At 72.0% G+C, this 14,681-nt stretch carries 9 protein-coding genes; 8 read left to right on the top strand and 1 reads right to left on the bottom strand.

The features are described from left to right. Positions 1-5: 5 nt before the first annotated feature. Entirely contained in the window at positions 6-875 is an 870-nt protein-coding gene (locus ACIQMJ_RS38150; RefSeq protein WP_499765890.1) for a LysR family transcriptional regulator, read from the bottom strand. A gap of 83 nt (positions 876-958) precedes the next feature. On the opposite strand from ACIQMJ_RS38150, the gene ACIQMJ_RS38145 reads away from it, so the two are divergent. From ACIQMJ_RS38145 to ACIQMJ_RS38110, 8 genes are all read left to right on the top strand, one after another. Continuing rightward, a complete protein-coding gene (locus tag ACIQMJ_RS38145; protein ID WP_499765938.1) occupies positions 959-1,684 on the top strand; it encodes an SDR family oxidoreductase in 726 nt (241 codons plus the stop codon). Between the two features lie 211 nt (positions 1,685-1,895). Then, the gene (locus tag ACIQMJ_RS38140) at positions 1,896-3,032 is read left to right on the top strand and encodes a S1 family peptidase (RefSeq protein ID WP_499765889.1); all 1,137 of its coding nucleotides are present in this window, start codon (positions 1,896-1,898) and stop codon (positions 3,030-3,032) included. Between the two features lie 355 nt (positions 3,033-3,387). Beyond that, entirely contained in the window at positions 3,388-6,303 is a 2,916-nt protein-coding gene (locus tag ACIQMJ_RS38135) for a glycoside hydrolase family 3 protein (RefSeq protein WP_499765888.1), read from the top strand. Continuing rightward, a complete protein-coding gene (locus tag ACIQMJ_RS38130; protein ID WP_499765887.1) occupies positions 6,303-7,580 on the top strand; it encodes an ABC transporter substrate-binding protein in 1,278 nt (425 codons plus the stop codon). The genes ACIQMJ_RS38135 and ACIQMJ_RS38130 overlap by 1 nt, the downstream gene beginning before the upstream one ends. Continuing rightward, positions 7,577-8,479, top strand: a complete 903-nt coding sequence (locus tag ACIQMJ_RS38125) for a carbohydrate ABC transporter permease (protein ID WP_499765886.1) — start codon at positions 7,577-7,579, stop codon at positions 8,477-8,479. Before ACIQMJ_RS38130 ends, ACIQMJ_RS38125 begins: the two co-directional genes overlap by 4 nt. Next, positions 8,479-9,291 (top strand): carbohydrate ABC transporter permease, encoded by an 813-nt coding sequence (locus ACIQMJ_RS38120; RefSeq protein ID WP_499765885.1) that lies wholly within the window; start codon positions 8,479-8,481, stop codon positions 9,289-9,291. Before ACIQMJ_RS38125 ends, ACIQMJ_RS38120 begins: the two co-directional genes overlap by 1 nt. A gap of 148 nt (positions 9,292-9,439) precedes the next feature. Next, positions 9,440-11,737, top strand: coding sequence for an alpha-xylosidase (gene yicI / locus ACIQMJ_RS38115; RefSeq protein WP_499765884.1), 2,298 nt, complete (start codon positions 9,440-9,442; stop codon positions 11,735-11,737). Continuing rightward, positions 11,734-14,529 carry a beta-galactosidase gene (locus tag ACIQMJ_RS38110; protein WP_499765883.1) on the top strand — a complete coding sequence of 932 codons (2,796 nt, stop codon included), beginning with the start codon at positions 11,734-11,736 and terminating at the stop codon, positions 14,527-14,529. The genes yicI and ACIQMJ_RS38110 overlap by 4 nt, the downstream gene beginning before the upstream one ends. The last annotated feature ends 152 nt before the right edge of the window (positions 14,530-14,681 follow it).

The following is a 14,681-nucleotide window of genomic DNA, read 5'->3' as shown; positions in this document are numbered from 1 at the left end:
GCGGCTCAGCTCCGCGCGGCGGGGGAGCGGAGCGCGGCGGCGGACCGGACGAGCGAGGCGACCGCCGGTGAACGGCTGCTCGGCGGCCAGGCGATCACGGTGGTGACGTCCGGCGCGTCGACGACGGGGACCGCGACGTGGTCGGGCCACTGCCACGCGCGGCTGGACGCCGGGATGACGAGCAGCGCCCGGCCGAGCGCGACGAGCTGGGCCAGTTGGGACTGGGTCCGCACCTCCGGCCCGGGACCGTCCGGGTAGGACCCGTCGAGCCGGGGCCACCGGGCGATCGGCAGGCCCGGCACGTCGCGGACCTCCGCCAGCGTGAGCTCGTCGCGGGCGGCGAGCGGGTGGCCGGCCGGCAGGAGCGCGATCTGGCCCTCGACGTGGAGGTCTTCGGTGTCGAACCCGGCGAGGTCGTCGAACGGTCGGTGCATGAGCGCCACGTCGGCCTGCCCGTCGCGCAGCCGCCGCGCCTGCTCGCCGACCTCGCACAGCAGGACTTCGACCGGTGCGGCGCCGGGTTCGGCCGCGTGCGCGTCGAGGAGCCGTTGCAGCAGTTCGTGCGAGGCACCGGCTTTGGTGACCAGCACCAGCGGTCGTGCCGGGTCGGCCGCCCGTCGCGTCCGGCGTGCCGCGGCCGTGACGGCGTCGAGGACGGTTCCGGCCTCCCGCAGCAGCACCCGGCCGGCGTCGGTGAGCGCGACCCCGCGGCGGTCGCGGTCGAAGAGCCGGACGCCGAGCCGGTGCTCGAGTTGGCGGATGGCGCGGGAGAGGGGCGGCTGGGCGATGCCGAGCCGGTCGGCGGCGCGACCGAAGTGCAGCTCCTCGGCCACGGCGACGAAGTACCGGAGTTCGCGGGTCTCGAGGTCGTGCACGGACCGAGCCTACCGCCGTGATACCCCGGAGGTATCACGGCGTACCGGATCGATCTTGGACGGCGGTGCGCGGCCCGCCGAGCATGGGTCGGGTGAACGACACGAAGATCGCGCTGGTCACCGGCGCGAACAAGGGAATCGGTTACGCCATCGCCCGGGGTCTCGGTGCGATCGGCTTCACGGTCGCGGTGGGCGCGCGCGACGGGGCCAGGCGTGAGGAGGCCGTCGAGCGCCTGCGGGCGGAGGGGGTGGACGCGTTCGGGGTGGCGCTGGACGTCACCGCCGACGACAGCGTCACGGCGGCGGCGGGTGTCATCGAGCGGACGGCGGGACGGCTCGACGTGCTCGTCAACAACGCGGGCATCTCCGGCCGGACCGAGGGCGGCGCGCAGGACCCGACGACGCTCGACCTCGACGTGCTGCGCACCGTCCTGGACACGAACGTCTTCGGGGTCGTCCGGGTGACGAACGCGATGCTGCCGCTGCTCCGCCGGGCGCGCAGCCCGCGCATCGTCAACATGTCGAGCAACATGGGGTCGCTGGCGTTGCAGACCGGCCCGGTGATGGCCGCGTACGCGCCGTCGAAGTCGATGCTCAACAGCGTCACGGCGCAGTACGCCCGCCAACTCGCCGACACCGACGTCATCGTGAACGCCGCGTGCCCCGGTTACGTCGCCACGGACTTCACCGGCTTCGCCGGGTCGCGCACGCCCGAGCAGGGTGCCGCGATCGCGATCCGGCTGGCCACCCTGCCGGATGACGGTCCGCGCGGGGGCTTCTTCGACGACGCGGGGGTCGTTCCGTGGTGAGCCGGGGCTCCTGAGCGTTGAACTCATGCGTTCCGAACGTAGGACTCTCGTGTTCTGGAGGTAGGACTCGCGGGGTTGACGGAGGGGCGGGGGTGTTGGCATGGTCTGAACCAGCAGACTGTGAGAGCGCTCTCTCGCCGACTTGCCTCGGGCGTGCGGTTGGCCTGCACCGACCGCGCGCCTCCCTGTGGACAAGGAGAACTGCGTGCTGATGACAACGTTGACAAAGATCGGTGTGACCGCCGCTCTGGTGGTGAGCGGGCTGGTCGTCGCGCCGTCCGCCCAGGCCGCGCCGCCGGCGCAGGCGCTGTCGCCGGGGCTCGTGTCCGCGATGCGGACCGCGTTCGGGCTGACCGAGCAGCAGGTGCTGACCAGGCTCGACCGGGAGGCCAAGGCCACCAGGCGGGCACCCTCGGCGCGGGCCGCGGCCGGGGCGTCGTTCGGCGGCAGCTGGTTCGACCAGGACAAGGGCGTGCTCGTGGTCGGCGTGACCGACACCGCGGCGGCCGACCGGGTCCGGGCCACCGGCGCCGAGGCGCGGTTGGTCGCCCGGTCGGCGGCGGAGCTCGACCGGGTCAAGGACCGGGTCGACGCGCTGTCCGCGGCGGGCGCCGTGCCGTCGGCCGTGACCAGTTGGCACCCCGACGCGCGCAGCGGCGCGGTGGTGGTGGACGTCCAACCCGGCGTGCAGACCGCGGAGGTCGCCAAGTTCTTGGCCGAGGCGCGCAAGCTCGGGCCGATCGAGGTGAACACCGACGGTGTCACCGCGCCCGTGCCGTTCGCCGCCGGCACCGTCGGCGGCGACCCGTACTACACCGGCAACGTCCGCTGCTCCATCGGCTTCTCGGTGCACGGCGGCTACGTCACCGCCGGCCACTGCGGCGGCACGGGCGCGCAGGTGTACGGCTGGGACCGCTCCTGGCAGGGGCAGTTCGCCGGCTCCTCGTTCCCCGGCAACGACTACGCGTGGGTCCGCACCGGCGGCGGCTGGTGGAACGTGCCCGTCGTGCTCGGCTGGGGCACGGTGTCCGACGCGCTGGTGCGCGGTTCGTGGGAAGCGCCGGTCGGCACCTCGGTCTGCCGCTCGGGTTCCACCACGCACTGGCACTGCGGCGTGATCCAGTCCCGCAACGAGACGATCCACTACGCGCAGGGCGACGTGCACCAGATGGCCGGCACCAGCGTGTGCGCCGAGGGCGGCGACTCCGGCGGCTCGTTCATCACCGGTGACCAGGCCCAGGGCGTCACGTCCGGCGGGTACGGCAACTGCTCGTCCGGCGGCCGGACCTGGTTCCAGCCGATCAACGAGATCCTGTCCACCTACGGCCTGACCCTGCTCACCGCCTGACGCCGACCGCGTTCCCGCCCGCCGCGCCGCGGGCGTGACCGAGGGCCCGCCCGGAGTGCTCCGGGCGGGCCCTCGTGCGTCAGGCCAGGGGTAGGAGGGGGCCCGCGGCCTGGGGGCCCGAGACTGTTAGCGCTAACACCCGATGTTCGGCGAACGGGCAGCGCAACAGGATCGGGTCACAGTGGTATCCCGCGTGACGTGGACGTGTCAAGGCATGCCTGTCAAGTAAATTAGCGTTAACAACTTTCGCGCCGGTCAGCCTGTTGCGCACGTCACCGCCGGCCCTCTACGGTGGCCAGTCGAAGCGCTTCGATGGCGTGGGAGCCGCAGGCTGCCCCGGACGAAGGGTCGATCAGTGTCGAGAACCCGTCGCTCGCTGTTGTTCCCGCTGGTCGCCCTGCTGCTGTCGACCCCGCTGCCCGCGCACGCCCAGGAACCGCCCTTCCGCGACCCGGACCTGCCCCGCCCGGCCCGGATCGCCGACCTGCTCGGCCGGCTGACCCTCGACGAGCAGGTCTCGCTGCTGCACCAGTACCAACCGCCGATCCCGAGGCTCGGGATCGGCGCGTTCAAGACCGGCACCGAGGCGCTGCACGGCGTCGCGTGGCTCGGCGAGGCGACCGTGTTCCCGCAGGCGATCGGCCTGGCCTCCACGTGGGACCCGGAGCTGGTGCGCCGGGTCGGCGCGGCGACCGGGCGGGAGGCGCGGGGGTTCCACGCGCGCGACCCCGCGTTCAACGGGCTGAACCTGTGGGCTCCGGTGGTGAACCCGCTGCGCGATCCGCGCTGGGGCCGCAACGAGGAGGGGTACTCCGAGGACCCCCACCTGACCGGCGCCATCTCGACCGCGTTCGGGCACGGCGTGCAGGGTGACCACCCCGACTACCTCCAGGCCGCGCCGACGCTGAAGCACTACGCGGCCTACAACGTCGAGGACGACCGCGTCACCGTCGACTCGATCGTGCCGCCGCGCATCCTCAAGGACTACGACGAGGCCGCGTTCCGGCCGGCGGTCGAAGCCGACGCGGCCACCGGCGTGATGGCGTCCTACAACCTGCTCAACGGCCGTCCGACGCACGTCAGCCACGACCTGGACGGCGTGGTGCGCTCGTGGACCGACGAGGACCTGATGATCGTCGGCGACGCGGGCGGCGCGTCGAACGTCGCGGGCGCGCAGCGGTACTACCCGAACGAGGTCGAGGGCAACGCGGCGGCGATCCGGGCGGGCCTGGACAACTTCACCGAGGACAACCAGGACTCCGCGCCGACCACGACCTCGATCAAGGCGGCGATCGACCGGGGTCTGATCACGGTGGCCGACGTCGAGGACGCCGCGCGGCACGTGCTGTCGATCCGCTTCCGGCTCGGCGAGTTCGACCCGGCGGGCCGCAACCCGTACGCGGCCATCACACCCGACGTCATCGACGCGCCGGAACACCGGCAGCTCGCGCGCCGGGCGGCGGCCGAGCAGGTCGTGCTGCTGCGCAACGACCACCACATCCTTCCGCTGTCCACAGCGGACACCAAGAAGGTGGCGGTCGTCGGCCAGCTCGCCGACACCCTCTACGAGGACTGGTACTCCGGCACCATGCCCTACCGGGTCACGCCGGTGAAAGCCCTCGCGGAACGCGCCGCCGTCACCTCCAGCGAAGGGGTGGACCGGATCAGGTTGCAGGACCTGGCCACCGGCCGCTACGTCACCGCGTCCACCGCGGCAGCCGGCGGGCCGCTCACGGCCACCGAGGCGGCCCCGGGCGACGCGAGCGGGCTCGACGTCTTCGACTGGGGCGAGGGCACGGTCACGCTGCGGGCCGCCGCCAACGGCAGGACCGTGTCGCTGGGCCCCGGCCGCGCCCTGGTCAACGACGCCGTGCAGCCCAACGGCTGGTTCGTCCAGCAGCAGTTCGGGCTCGTGGCCCAGGCCGACGGCTCGGTCGTGCTGGAGTACGCGGGCAACGACGTCACCCAGTCCTGGTTCGGCGCGAACAGGTACGTGGTCGTCGGCGCGGACGGCAGGCTCGTGCTGGGCGCCACCACCCCGCAGACCGCCACGAAGTTCGGCCGCGAGGTCGTGCGCAGCGGCGTGGACAGCGCCGTCGAGGCGGCCAGGGGCGCGGACGCGGCCGTCGTGGTGGTCGGCAGCATGCCGTTCATCAACGGCCGCGAGGACGACGACCGCGAGACCACCGCGCTCCCGGCCGGGCAGCGCGCCGTGGTCGACGCGGTGCGCGCGGCGAACCCGAACACGGTCGTCGTGCTGGAGAGCGGGTACCCGTACTCCGGCGATTGGGACACCGCGGACCTGCCCGCGATCCTGTGGACCTCGCACGCGGGCCAGGAGACCGGGCACGGCATCGCCGACGTGCTGTTCGGCGACCACAACCCGAGCGCCAGGCTGACGCAGACGTGGTACCGGTCCGACGCCGACCTGCCCGACAAGCTCCGGTACGACATCTCGCGGTCCGGCCACACCTACCAGTACTTCACCGGCAAGCCGCTGTACCCGTTCGGCCACGGCCTGAGCTACACGTCGTTCCGGTACTCCCGGCTGGTGGTCGACCGGCCGGTGGTCCGCGCCTCCGGTGAGGTGGAGGTCCGGGTGGACGTGACCAACACCGGGGACCGGGCGGGCGCCGAGGTGGTCCAGCTGTACTCGCACCAGGAGAAGTCGCGGGTCGCGCAACCGATCCGGCGGCTGCGCGCGTTCGACCGGGTGGAGCTGCGGCCCGGCGAGACGAAGACGGTCTCGTTCACCGTGGCCGCGTCCGACCTGTCGTTCTGGGACGTGACCCGGGAGAAGCGGGTGGTGGAGACCGCGCGGCACCAGTTCACCGTCGGCACCCTCCGGCGCGCGGTCAGCGTGCTGGGCGAGACCATCCCGCCGCGCGACCTGCGCCGGACGACGCAGGCGCAGAACTTCGACGACTACTCCGGCGTGACCCTGGTCCCCACCACCAGGGAACGCGGCACCGCCGTCGCCTCGACCGCGCCCGGCCAGTGGATCGCGTTCTCCGACGTCGACCTGGGCCGGTCGTCCCGGGCGGTGACGGCCCGGGTGGCGAACCCGGACGGCCCGACCACCGTCGAGGTCCGCCTCGGCGGACCCACCGGCCGCCTGGTGGGCACGCTCGCCGTGCCGACCACGGCCGACGAGCACTCGTGGACCGAGGTCTCCTCGCCGCTGCGCGGGGCCACCGGAAGGCAGGACGTGCACCTGGTCTTCACCGGGAAGGCCCGGATCGACAACCTCACCGTGGAGGGATCACCCTGATGTCCAAGCGACTCCTGGCGGCCGCCGTCGCGGCCGTGCTGGCCGTGGCCGGCTGCGGTGGCTCGGAGGAGACCTCCGACCCCAACACCCTCAAGCTGTGGCACTACGAGGGCCCGGACAGCGCCATGGGCGTGGCGTGGGCCGAGGCGATCAAGCAGTTCGAGGCCACGCACCCCGGCGTGAAGGTGAAGTTCGAGGAGAAGGGCTTCGAGCAGATCCAGAAGACCGCCTCGATGGTGCTCAACTCCAAGGACGCGCCGGACATCCTGGAGTACAACAAGGGCAACGCGACCGCCGGCCTGCTGTCCAAGCAGGGCCTGCTGACCGACCTCGGCGAGGAGGTCGCCAAGCGCGGGTGGGACAAGAAGCTCGGTCCGGGCATCGACACCACGGCCAAGTACGACGAGCGCGGCGTGATGGGTTCCGGCAAGTGGTACGGCATCCCCAACTACGCCGAGTACGTGATGGTCTACTACAACAAGACGATGTTCGACCAGCAGGGGCTGGCCGCGCCGAAGACGTTCGACGAGCTGACCGCCGCGATGGACAAGTTCGCCAAGGCGGGCGTCACGCCCCTCGCGCTGGGCGGCGCCGAGTACCCGGCCGCGCAGCTGTTCTACCAACTGGCGCTGACCAAGGCCGACCGCGAGTGGGTCGACCGGTTCCAGCGCTACACCGGCCCCGTGGACTTCCACGACAACACGTGGGTCTTCGGCGCGGAGACGTTCGCCAAGTGGCTGCGCGAGGGTTACATCTCCAAGGACTCCGCCGGCGTGAAGGCCGAGGACATGGGCCTGGCGTTCATGCAGGGCAAGAACCCGATCATGGTCAGCGGCAGCTGGTGGTACGGCCGGGTGCAGGCCCAGGTGAAGGACTTCGAGTGGGCCGCGGTGCCGTGGCCGGGCATGACGGCCGGGTCGAGCGGCAACCTGTGGGTGGTGCCCAAGGGCTCGAAGAACAAGCAGCTCGCCTACGACTTCATCGAGATCACCATGTCGCCCGCGATCCAGGACAAGCTGCGCGACGCGGGCGGCATCCCGGTCGCGCCCAGCGCCACGCCCGCGACCGACCCCAGGACCAAGCAGCTCAACGACGACTTCCAGGCGCTCGTGGACGGCGACCGGTTGGCGTTCTACCCGGACTGGCCCGCCCCCGGCTTCTACGACGCGCAGGTGTCGTCGGTGCAGAAGGTGATCACCGGGCAGATCGGCGCGCACGAGGCGCTGACCGAGCTGGCGGACTACTACAAGGAGAACACGGCGAGCGTCGGCAAATGAGCCTGGTCCCCACCTCGATCCGCGACCGCGGGTCGTACCTGCTCTTCCTGATCCCCGGCGGCCTGCTGCTGCTCGCGGTCGTCCTCGTGCCGTTCGGGATGAACGTCGGCATCAGCCTCACCGAGTGGTCCGGCGCCGGCACGCCCGAGTGGGTCGGGTTGGACAACTACGGCCGGCTGATGTCGGACGGCACGTTCTGGGCGTCGTTCCGGCACAACGTCGGCCTCGTGGTGGCGATGGCGGTCCTGCCGACCCTGGCCGGGCTCGTCATCGCCGCCGCCCTGTTCGACTTCATCGGCAAGCACTTCGGGCCGCGGCACGCCGCCGTGCTGCGGGCCTGCGTCTACCTGCCGCAGGTGCTGCCGATCGCGGTGGCCGGGATCGTGTGGAGCTGGATCCTGGCACCCCAGGACGGTGCGCTGAACGAGGTGCTGCGCGCGGTCGGGCTGGACGCTCTGGCGCAGAACTGGCTCGGCGACCCCGACCTGGCGCTGTGGACCGTGATGGGCGTGCTGCTGTGGATCCAGGTCGGCTACCCGGTGGTGATCTTCATGGCCGGGATGCAGCGGGTGGACCCGTCGCTGCACGAGGCCGCCGAGCTGGACGGCGCGTCGTGGTGGGGCCGGTTCTTCCACGTCACCGTGCCGCAGATCCGGCCGGAGATCTTCGTCGTGCTGCTGACCTGCACCATCGCCGCGCTCAAGGTGTTCGCGCCGATCTACGTGCTGACCAGGGGCGGGCCGGGCGGCTCGACCAACGTGCCGTCCTACTACTCGTTCCAGAACTTCTTCGAGAAGACCCAGGTCGGGTACGGCGCGGCCATCGCCACCGTGCTCACGGTGCTGATCCTGCTGCTCACCACGGTGTTCCTGCGGGTGCAGAACCGGGGTGAGCGCTGATGCGGCGGCACGCGGTGCTGTGGTCGATGGTCCTGCTGGCGGCGGTGATGCTGGCGCCGTTCGCCATCGTCGCGCTGAACGCGGTGAAGACGCCGGCGGAGTACTCCACCGGCGGTCCGCTCGACCTGCCCCACGGGGTGTCGCTGGACGGGATCATCGCGTTCTGGGACCGCGTCGACTTCGGCGAGAAGCTGTGGAACAGCGTGGTGATCAGCGGGTCGGTGGCCGTGCTCGCGGTGGTCGTGTCGGTGTTCAACGCCTACGCGCTGGGCATCGGCCGGGTCCGCGGCCGGCTGTGGATCCTGGTGGTGTTCCTCGTCGCGAACACCCTGCCGCAGGAGGCGCTGGTCTACCCGCTGTACTTCCTGGCCAACGAGGTCGGGCTGTACGACACCAAGCTGGCCGTGATCGTGATCTTCACGGCGATCCAGGCCGCGTTCGGCACCTACCTGCTCACCTCGACGCTCGGCGGCTTCCCGCGCGAACTGCTGGAGGCCGCCCGCATCGACGGCGCGAACAAGTGGCAGGCGCTGGTGCGGGTCGTGGTGCCGATCAGCCGGCCGACGCTGGGCGTGCTGTTCGTGTTCTTCTTCATCTGGACGTGGAACGAGTTCTTCCTGCCGCTGGTGCTGCTGATCTCCAACGAGAATCAGACCGTGCCGGTGGCGCTGGGCGTGCTCCAGGGCCAGCGGATGATGGACGCCACCATGACCAGCGCCTCGGCGCTGCTCGGGGTCATCCCCGCGATCGTCTTCTTCCTGATCTTCCAACGCGCGTTGACCCGCGGCATCACGGCGGGAGCGGTGAAGTGATGCCACCGCCGCGGGCGCGGGCCCGCCGCCCGGACCGGGGTGCCGCTGCCGCCCCGACCGGCCGTCGGCACCGCTTACGCGGGCCGGACGGGTCCGGCTCGACGTTTCTTGGCGACCAACAACAAGGCTTTCGCTGATTGGAGTTCGGGTGAAGTTCAGCGACGGGTACTGGCTGCTGCGGCCCGGGGTCGAGGCGGCCCACCCGGTCGAGGTGCGGGACGTCGCCGCGGGGAACGGGGAGGTCGTCGTGCACGCGTCGACCCGACCGATCCGGCACCGCGGCGACACGCTCAAGGGCCCGGCGGTCACGCTGGGGCTCACCTCGCCGATGGCCGACGTGATCGGGGTGCGGATCACGCACTTCTCGGGCGGGACGCCGGAGGCGCCGGTGTTCGCGCTGGCCTCCGACGGCGCGCACGAGGCCAAGGTGGTGGAGGACGACGCGGGCGTGGTGATGACCGCGGGCGCGTTGTCCGTGCGGGTCAACCGGGGCGAGGAGTGGCGGGTCGACTTCACCGCCGACGGTCGCACGCTGACCGGCAGCGGGACCAAGGGCATGGGTTTCATGACCGTGCACGGCACGCACCACGTCCGCGAGCAGTTGGCGCTGGGTGTCGGTGACACCGTCTACGGGCTGGGCGAGCGGTTCGGGCCGCTGGTCAAGAACGGCCAGACGGTCGACATCTGGAACGCCGACGGCGGCACGAGCAGCGAGCAGGCTTACAAGAACGTCCCCTTCTACCTGACCAACGCGGGCTACGGGATCTTCGTCAACCACCCCGGGCACGTGTCGTTCGAGGTGGGCTCGGAGGCGGTGTCGAAGGTCCAGTTCAGCGTCGAGGGGCAGTCGCTGGAGTACTTCGTGGTCTACGGGCCCACGCCCCGCGAGATCCTGCGCAAGTACACCGCGCTCACCGGGCGTCCCGCGCTGCCGCCCGCGTGGTCGTTCGGGCTGTGGCTGTCGACGTCGTTCACCACGTCCTACGACGAGGAGACGGTGTCGGGCTTCATCGACGGGATGCTGGCGCGCGACCTGCCGCTGAGCGTGTTCCACTTCGACTGCTTCTGGATGCGCGAGTTCCACTGGTGCGACTTCGAGTGGGACCCGCGCACGTTCCCCGACCCGGTCGGCATGCTGGAGCGGCTGCGCGCCCGCGGCCTGCGCATCTGCGTGTGGATCAACCCCTACATCGCGCAGCGGTCGCCGCTGTTCGCCGAGGGCAAGGCGAACGGCTACCTGCTGCGCAAGCCGAACGGCGACGTGTGGCAGTGGGACCTGTGGCAGCCGGGCATGGCGCTGGTCGACTTCACCAACCCGGCCGCCCGCGCCTGGTACGCGGCCAAGCTGGACGCCCTGCTGGCCCAGGGCGTGGACTGCTTCAAGACCGACTTCGGCGAGCGCGTGCCGACGGACGTGGTCTACCACGACGGCTCCGACCCGGAGCGGATGCACAACCACTACACCCACCTGTACAACCAGACCGTGTTCGACGTGCTGCGCAAGCGGCGCGGCGACGGCGACGCGGTGGTGTTCGCCCGGTCCGCCACGGCGGGCTCGCAGCAGTTCCCGGTGCACTGGGGCGGCGACTGCGAGGCCACCTACGAGTCGATGGCCGAGAGCCTGCGCGGCGGGCTGTCGCTGGGGATGTCCGGGTTCGGCTTCTGGAGCCACGACATCGGCGGGTTCGAGGGCACGCCGTCGGCGGCGTTGTTCAAGCGGTGGATCGCGTTCGGCCTGCTCTCGTCGCACAGCCGGCTGCACGGCAGCTCGTCGTACCGGGTGCCGTGGCTGTTCGACGAGGAGTCGGTCGACGTGCTGCGCCGGTTCGTGAAGCTGAAGCTGCGGCTGATGCCGTACCTGCACGGCGCGGCGCGGCAGGCCACCGCCGAGGGCGTCCCGGTGATGCGGGCGATGGTGGTGGAGTTCCCCGACGACCCCGGCTGCGCCCACCTGGAACGCCAGTACATGCTCGGTGACGACCTGCTGGTCGCGCCGGTGTTCTCCGACGAGGGCGACGTGTCGTACTACGTCCCCGAGGGCACGTGGACGCACCTGCTGACGGGGGAGACCGTGCAGGGCCCGCGCTGGGTGCGCGACCGCTGCGACTTCCTCACCGCGCCGGTGCTCGTGCGGCCGAACACGATCCTGCCCGTCGGCGCGGTGGACGACCGGCCGGACTACGACTACGCCGAGGGCGTCACGCTCCAGGCGTACCGGCTGGCCGACGGCGACCACGTGACGGTGGTCGGCGACACGACGTTCCGCACCCGCCGCCGCGGCGACGAGATCCGGGTCGAGGTCGAGGGCGCGCCGTCGAGCTGGAGGCTGCTGCTGGTCGGCGCGCGTGCGGTCGACGACGTGGACGGCGGGTCGGTCGAGTCGCACCCCGACGGGGTGCTGGTCAGCGCCGGGAGCGGCGCCCTGACCCTGCGAGGTGTCCGGTGAGGCTGTTAGCGGTCGCGCTCGTGCTGCTCGCCTCGCTCGCCGTGCCGACCCCGGTGTCCGCCGAGCAGCGGCACGAGGTCACCTACGACAGGTACTCGCTGATGGTGGACGGCGAGCGGGTGGTGCTGTGGGCGGGCGAGTTCCACTACTTCCGGCTGCCCAGCCCCGAGCTGTGGCGCGACGTGCTGGAGAAGGTCCGGGCCGCCGGGTTCAACGGCGTGTCGCTGTACTTCCACTGGGGCTACCACTCGCCCTCGCCGGGCGTGTACGACTTCACCGGCGTGCGCGACGTGGACCGGCTGCTGCGGATGGCCGACGAGCTCGGCCTGCACGTGGTGGCGCGACCCGGCCCGTACATCAACGCCGAGACCAGCGGCGGCGGCTTCCCGGCGTGGCTGAAGACGGTGCCGGGCCGGGCCCGGTCCGGCGATCCCGGGTACCGGGCCGCGTACACGGAGTGGTTGAGCCGGCTCAACCCGATCATCGCGCGGCACCAGGTGTCGCGCGGTGGCTCGGTGATCGCCTACAACGTGGAGAACGAGTACGCGGTCAACGTGGACCCGGCCTACATGCAGGACCTCCAGGACCAGGCCAGGGCGGCCGGCATCGACGTGCCGATCGTGCACAACAACTGCTGCGGCGGCGACCTGGCCAACTGGTCGTCCGGCGAGGGCGCGGTGCAGATCCCCGGCGTCGACGACTACCCCCAGTCGTTCGACTGCGCCGCCCCCGGCACGTGGGGCCCGTGGGGCGACGGCGTCACGCGCAGGCTGCGCGACGACGCGCCGGTGTACGCGGCCGAGTACCAGGCGGGCGCGATCGACCTGAAGGACGCCGGGTACGACAAGTGCCGCGAGCTGACCGGCCCGAGCTTCATGAAGGTGTTCTACAAGAACAACGCCATCTCCAGCGGCGCGACGATGTTCGGCTACTACATGACCTTCGGCGGCACGTCCTGGGGCTGGCTGCCGCAGCCGAACGACGTCTACACCTCCTACGACTACGGCTCGGCGATCACCGAGTCGCGGCAGCTCACCGCCAAGTACGGCGAGTTCAAGCGGCAGGGCTACTTCATGACCACGGTCGCGCCGCTGGCCAAGACCGACGAGGCCGCCGCGCCGGTACCCGCCGACCCGGCGGTGCTGGCGCGGGCGCGGGCGAACCCGGACACCGGCACCCAGTTCGTGCTGGTGCGCCAGGCCGACCTCGCGGGTACCGCGGACGTGTCCACGACCCTGGACTGGGCCACCCCGGACGGCCGCTACCAGGTGCCGGTGCGGGTGCACGGCCGGGACGCCAAGGTGCTCGTCGCCGGGTACGACCTCGGCGGCCAGCGGCTGGTGTGGTCGAGCTCGGAGGTCCTGACGCACGTCGAGGCGTCGGGTCGGGACGTGGCCGTGCTGTACGGCCGTGACGGCGAGCAGGGCTCCACGGTCCTGCGCTACGACTCCGCGCCCACCGTGCGGGTGCTCGACGGTCGGGTCCGCAGCTCCTACGACCGCGGCGACCTGCGGCTGGACTACACGCACACCGGCCTGGCGCGCGTGCTGATCAGCGGCGGCGGGCGCAAGCCGGTGCTGCTGATGCTGGGCACCGACGAGACCGCCGCCGGGTTCTGGCGGCAGGACACCGCGGCCGGGCCCGTGCTGGTGCGCGGCCCGTCGCTGGTCCGGTCCGCCGAGGTCAGGGGCGATCGGCTGGTGCTGCGCGCCGACACCGACCGCGCCGGCGAGGTGGAAGTGTTCGCCCCGGTCCGCCACCTGTCGGTCGGCGGGCGGCCGGTCGCCGTGCGGCGCACGGCCGGCGGGTCGCTGGTCGGCTCGCTGCCCGGCCCGGAGCCGGTGCGCCTGCCCGAGCTGACCGGGTGGGAGTACCGCCCCGAGGCGCCAGGCCAGGGCGAGTCGGGCTGGACCGCGGCGGAGAAGACCACCACGGTCAGCCCGATCAAGCCCAAGACGCTGCCGGTGCTCTACGCCGACGAGTACGGCCACCACAACGGCAACGTCTGGTACCGCGGTCGGTTCACCGCCACCGGCGCGGAGAAGACCGTGACGGTCAACGCCATCACCGGCCGGCGCGGCATCTACCTGGTCTGGCTCAACGGCCGCTACCTCGGCTCCGCCGCCGGCGGCACCGAGTCCGACGCCGAGCCGGTCAACCCCGACCCGGGACGCGGTGACTTCGCCGTGCCCGAGGGGTTGCTGGCCGACGGGCAGCAGGCCACCCTGACCGTGCTGGTCGAGAACATGGGCCACAACGACGACTGGACGGCCGACGACGTCCGCCACAAGCAGCCACGCGGACTGTTCGGCGTGGTGGTCGGCGGTTCGACCGCGCCGATCTCGTGGCAGATCCGCGGTTCGAGGCCGATGGACGGCGAACGCGGCCCGATGAACACCGGCGGCCTGCACGGCGAGCGCGCCGGCTGGCACCTGCCCGGCTCCGGCGGCTGGCAACGCCCGCCGGGCGCGCTGACGCCGGGCGTGTCCTGGTACCGCACGAACTTCGGGCTGGACCTGCCGCGCGGGCACGACGTGTCGCTGGGCCTGAGGTTCGAGGACACCACGGCGCGCGGCTACCGGGTGCTGATCTTCGTCAACGGCTGGAACATGGGCCAGTACCTCAACGGCGCGGGGCCGCAGCGGGAGTTCGTGCTGCCGGCCGGCGTCCTGGGCGAGCACAACACGCTCACCTTCGCCGTGATCTCCACCGAGGCGGCGCAGGGAGACCCCGGGAAGGTGAGCCTGGTGACCCTAGGCAACCACCGGACCGGTGCTGCCCCGGGCCGTTAGCCGCGGCGGCAGCAACCGGACCTCGGGTTCGGGTCGGGGGGGGGGGGGGGGGGGGCGCCCGCCCCCCGCCCCCCCCCCCGCGGCGGCGGCGCGGGGGGGGGGAGCCGCCCCCGCGCCCCCCCGCGCGCGCCCGCCCGGGCGGGGGGGGGCCG

This window comes from Actinosynnema sp. NPDC091369 (assembly GCF_044757065.1).
Classification (GTDB): domain Bacteria; phylum Actinomycetota; class Actinomycetes; order Mycobacteriales; family Pseudonocardiaceae; genus Actinosynnema.
The sequence above is the reverse complement of the archived record's forward strand: the minus strand, read 5'-3'. Positions and strand labels throughout refer to the sequence as shown.

What these genes read in the sequence shown, in the direction of transcription:
- ACIQMJ_RS38145 (WP_499765938.1), top strand. Translation starts at nt 959, where the DNA reads ATGGGTCGGGTGAACGACACGAAGATCGCGCTGGTCACCGGCGCGAAC.
- ACIQMJ_RS38125 (WP_499765886.1), top strand. Translation starts at nt 7,577, where the DNA reads ATGAGCCTGGTCCCCACCTCGATCCGCGACCGCGGGTCGTACCTGCTC.
- ACIQMJ_RS38140 (WP_499765889.1), top strand. Translation starts at nt 1,896, where the DNA reads ATGACAACGTTGACAAAGATCGGTGTGACCGCCGCTCTGGTGGTGAGC.
- ACIQMJ_RS38130 (WP_499765887.1), top strand. Translation starts at nt 6,303, where the DNA reads ATGTCCAAGCGACTCCTGGCGGCCGCCGTCGCGGCCGTGCTGGCCGTG.
- ACIQMJ_RS38120 (WP_499765885.1), top strand. Translation starts at nt 8,479, where the DNA reads ATGCGGCGGCACGCGGTGCTGTGGTCGATGGTCCTGCTGGCGGCGGTG.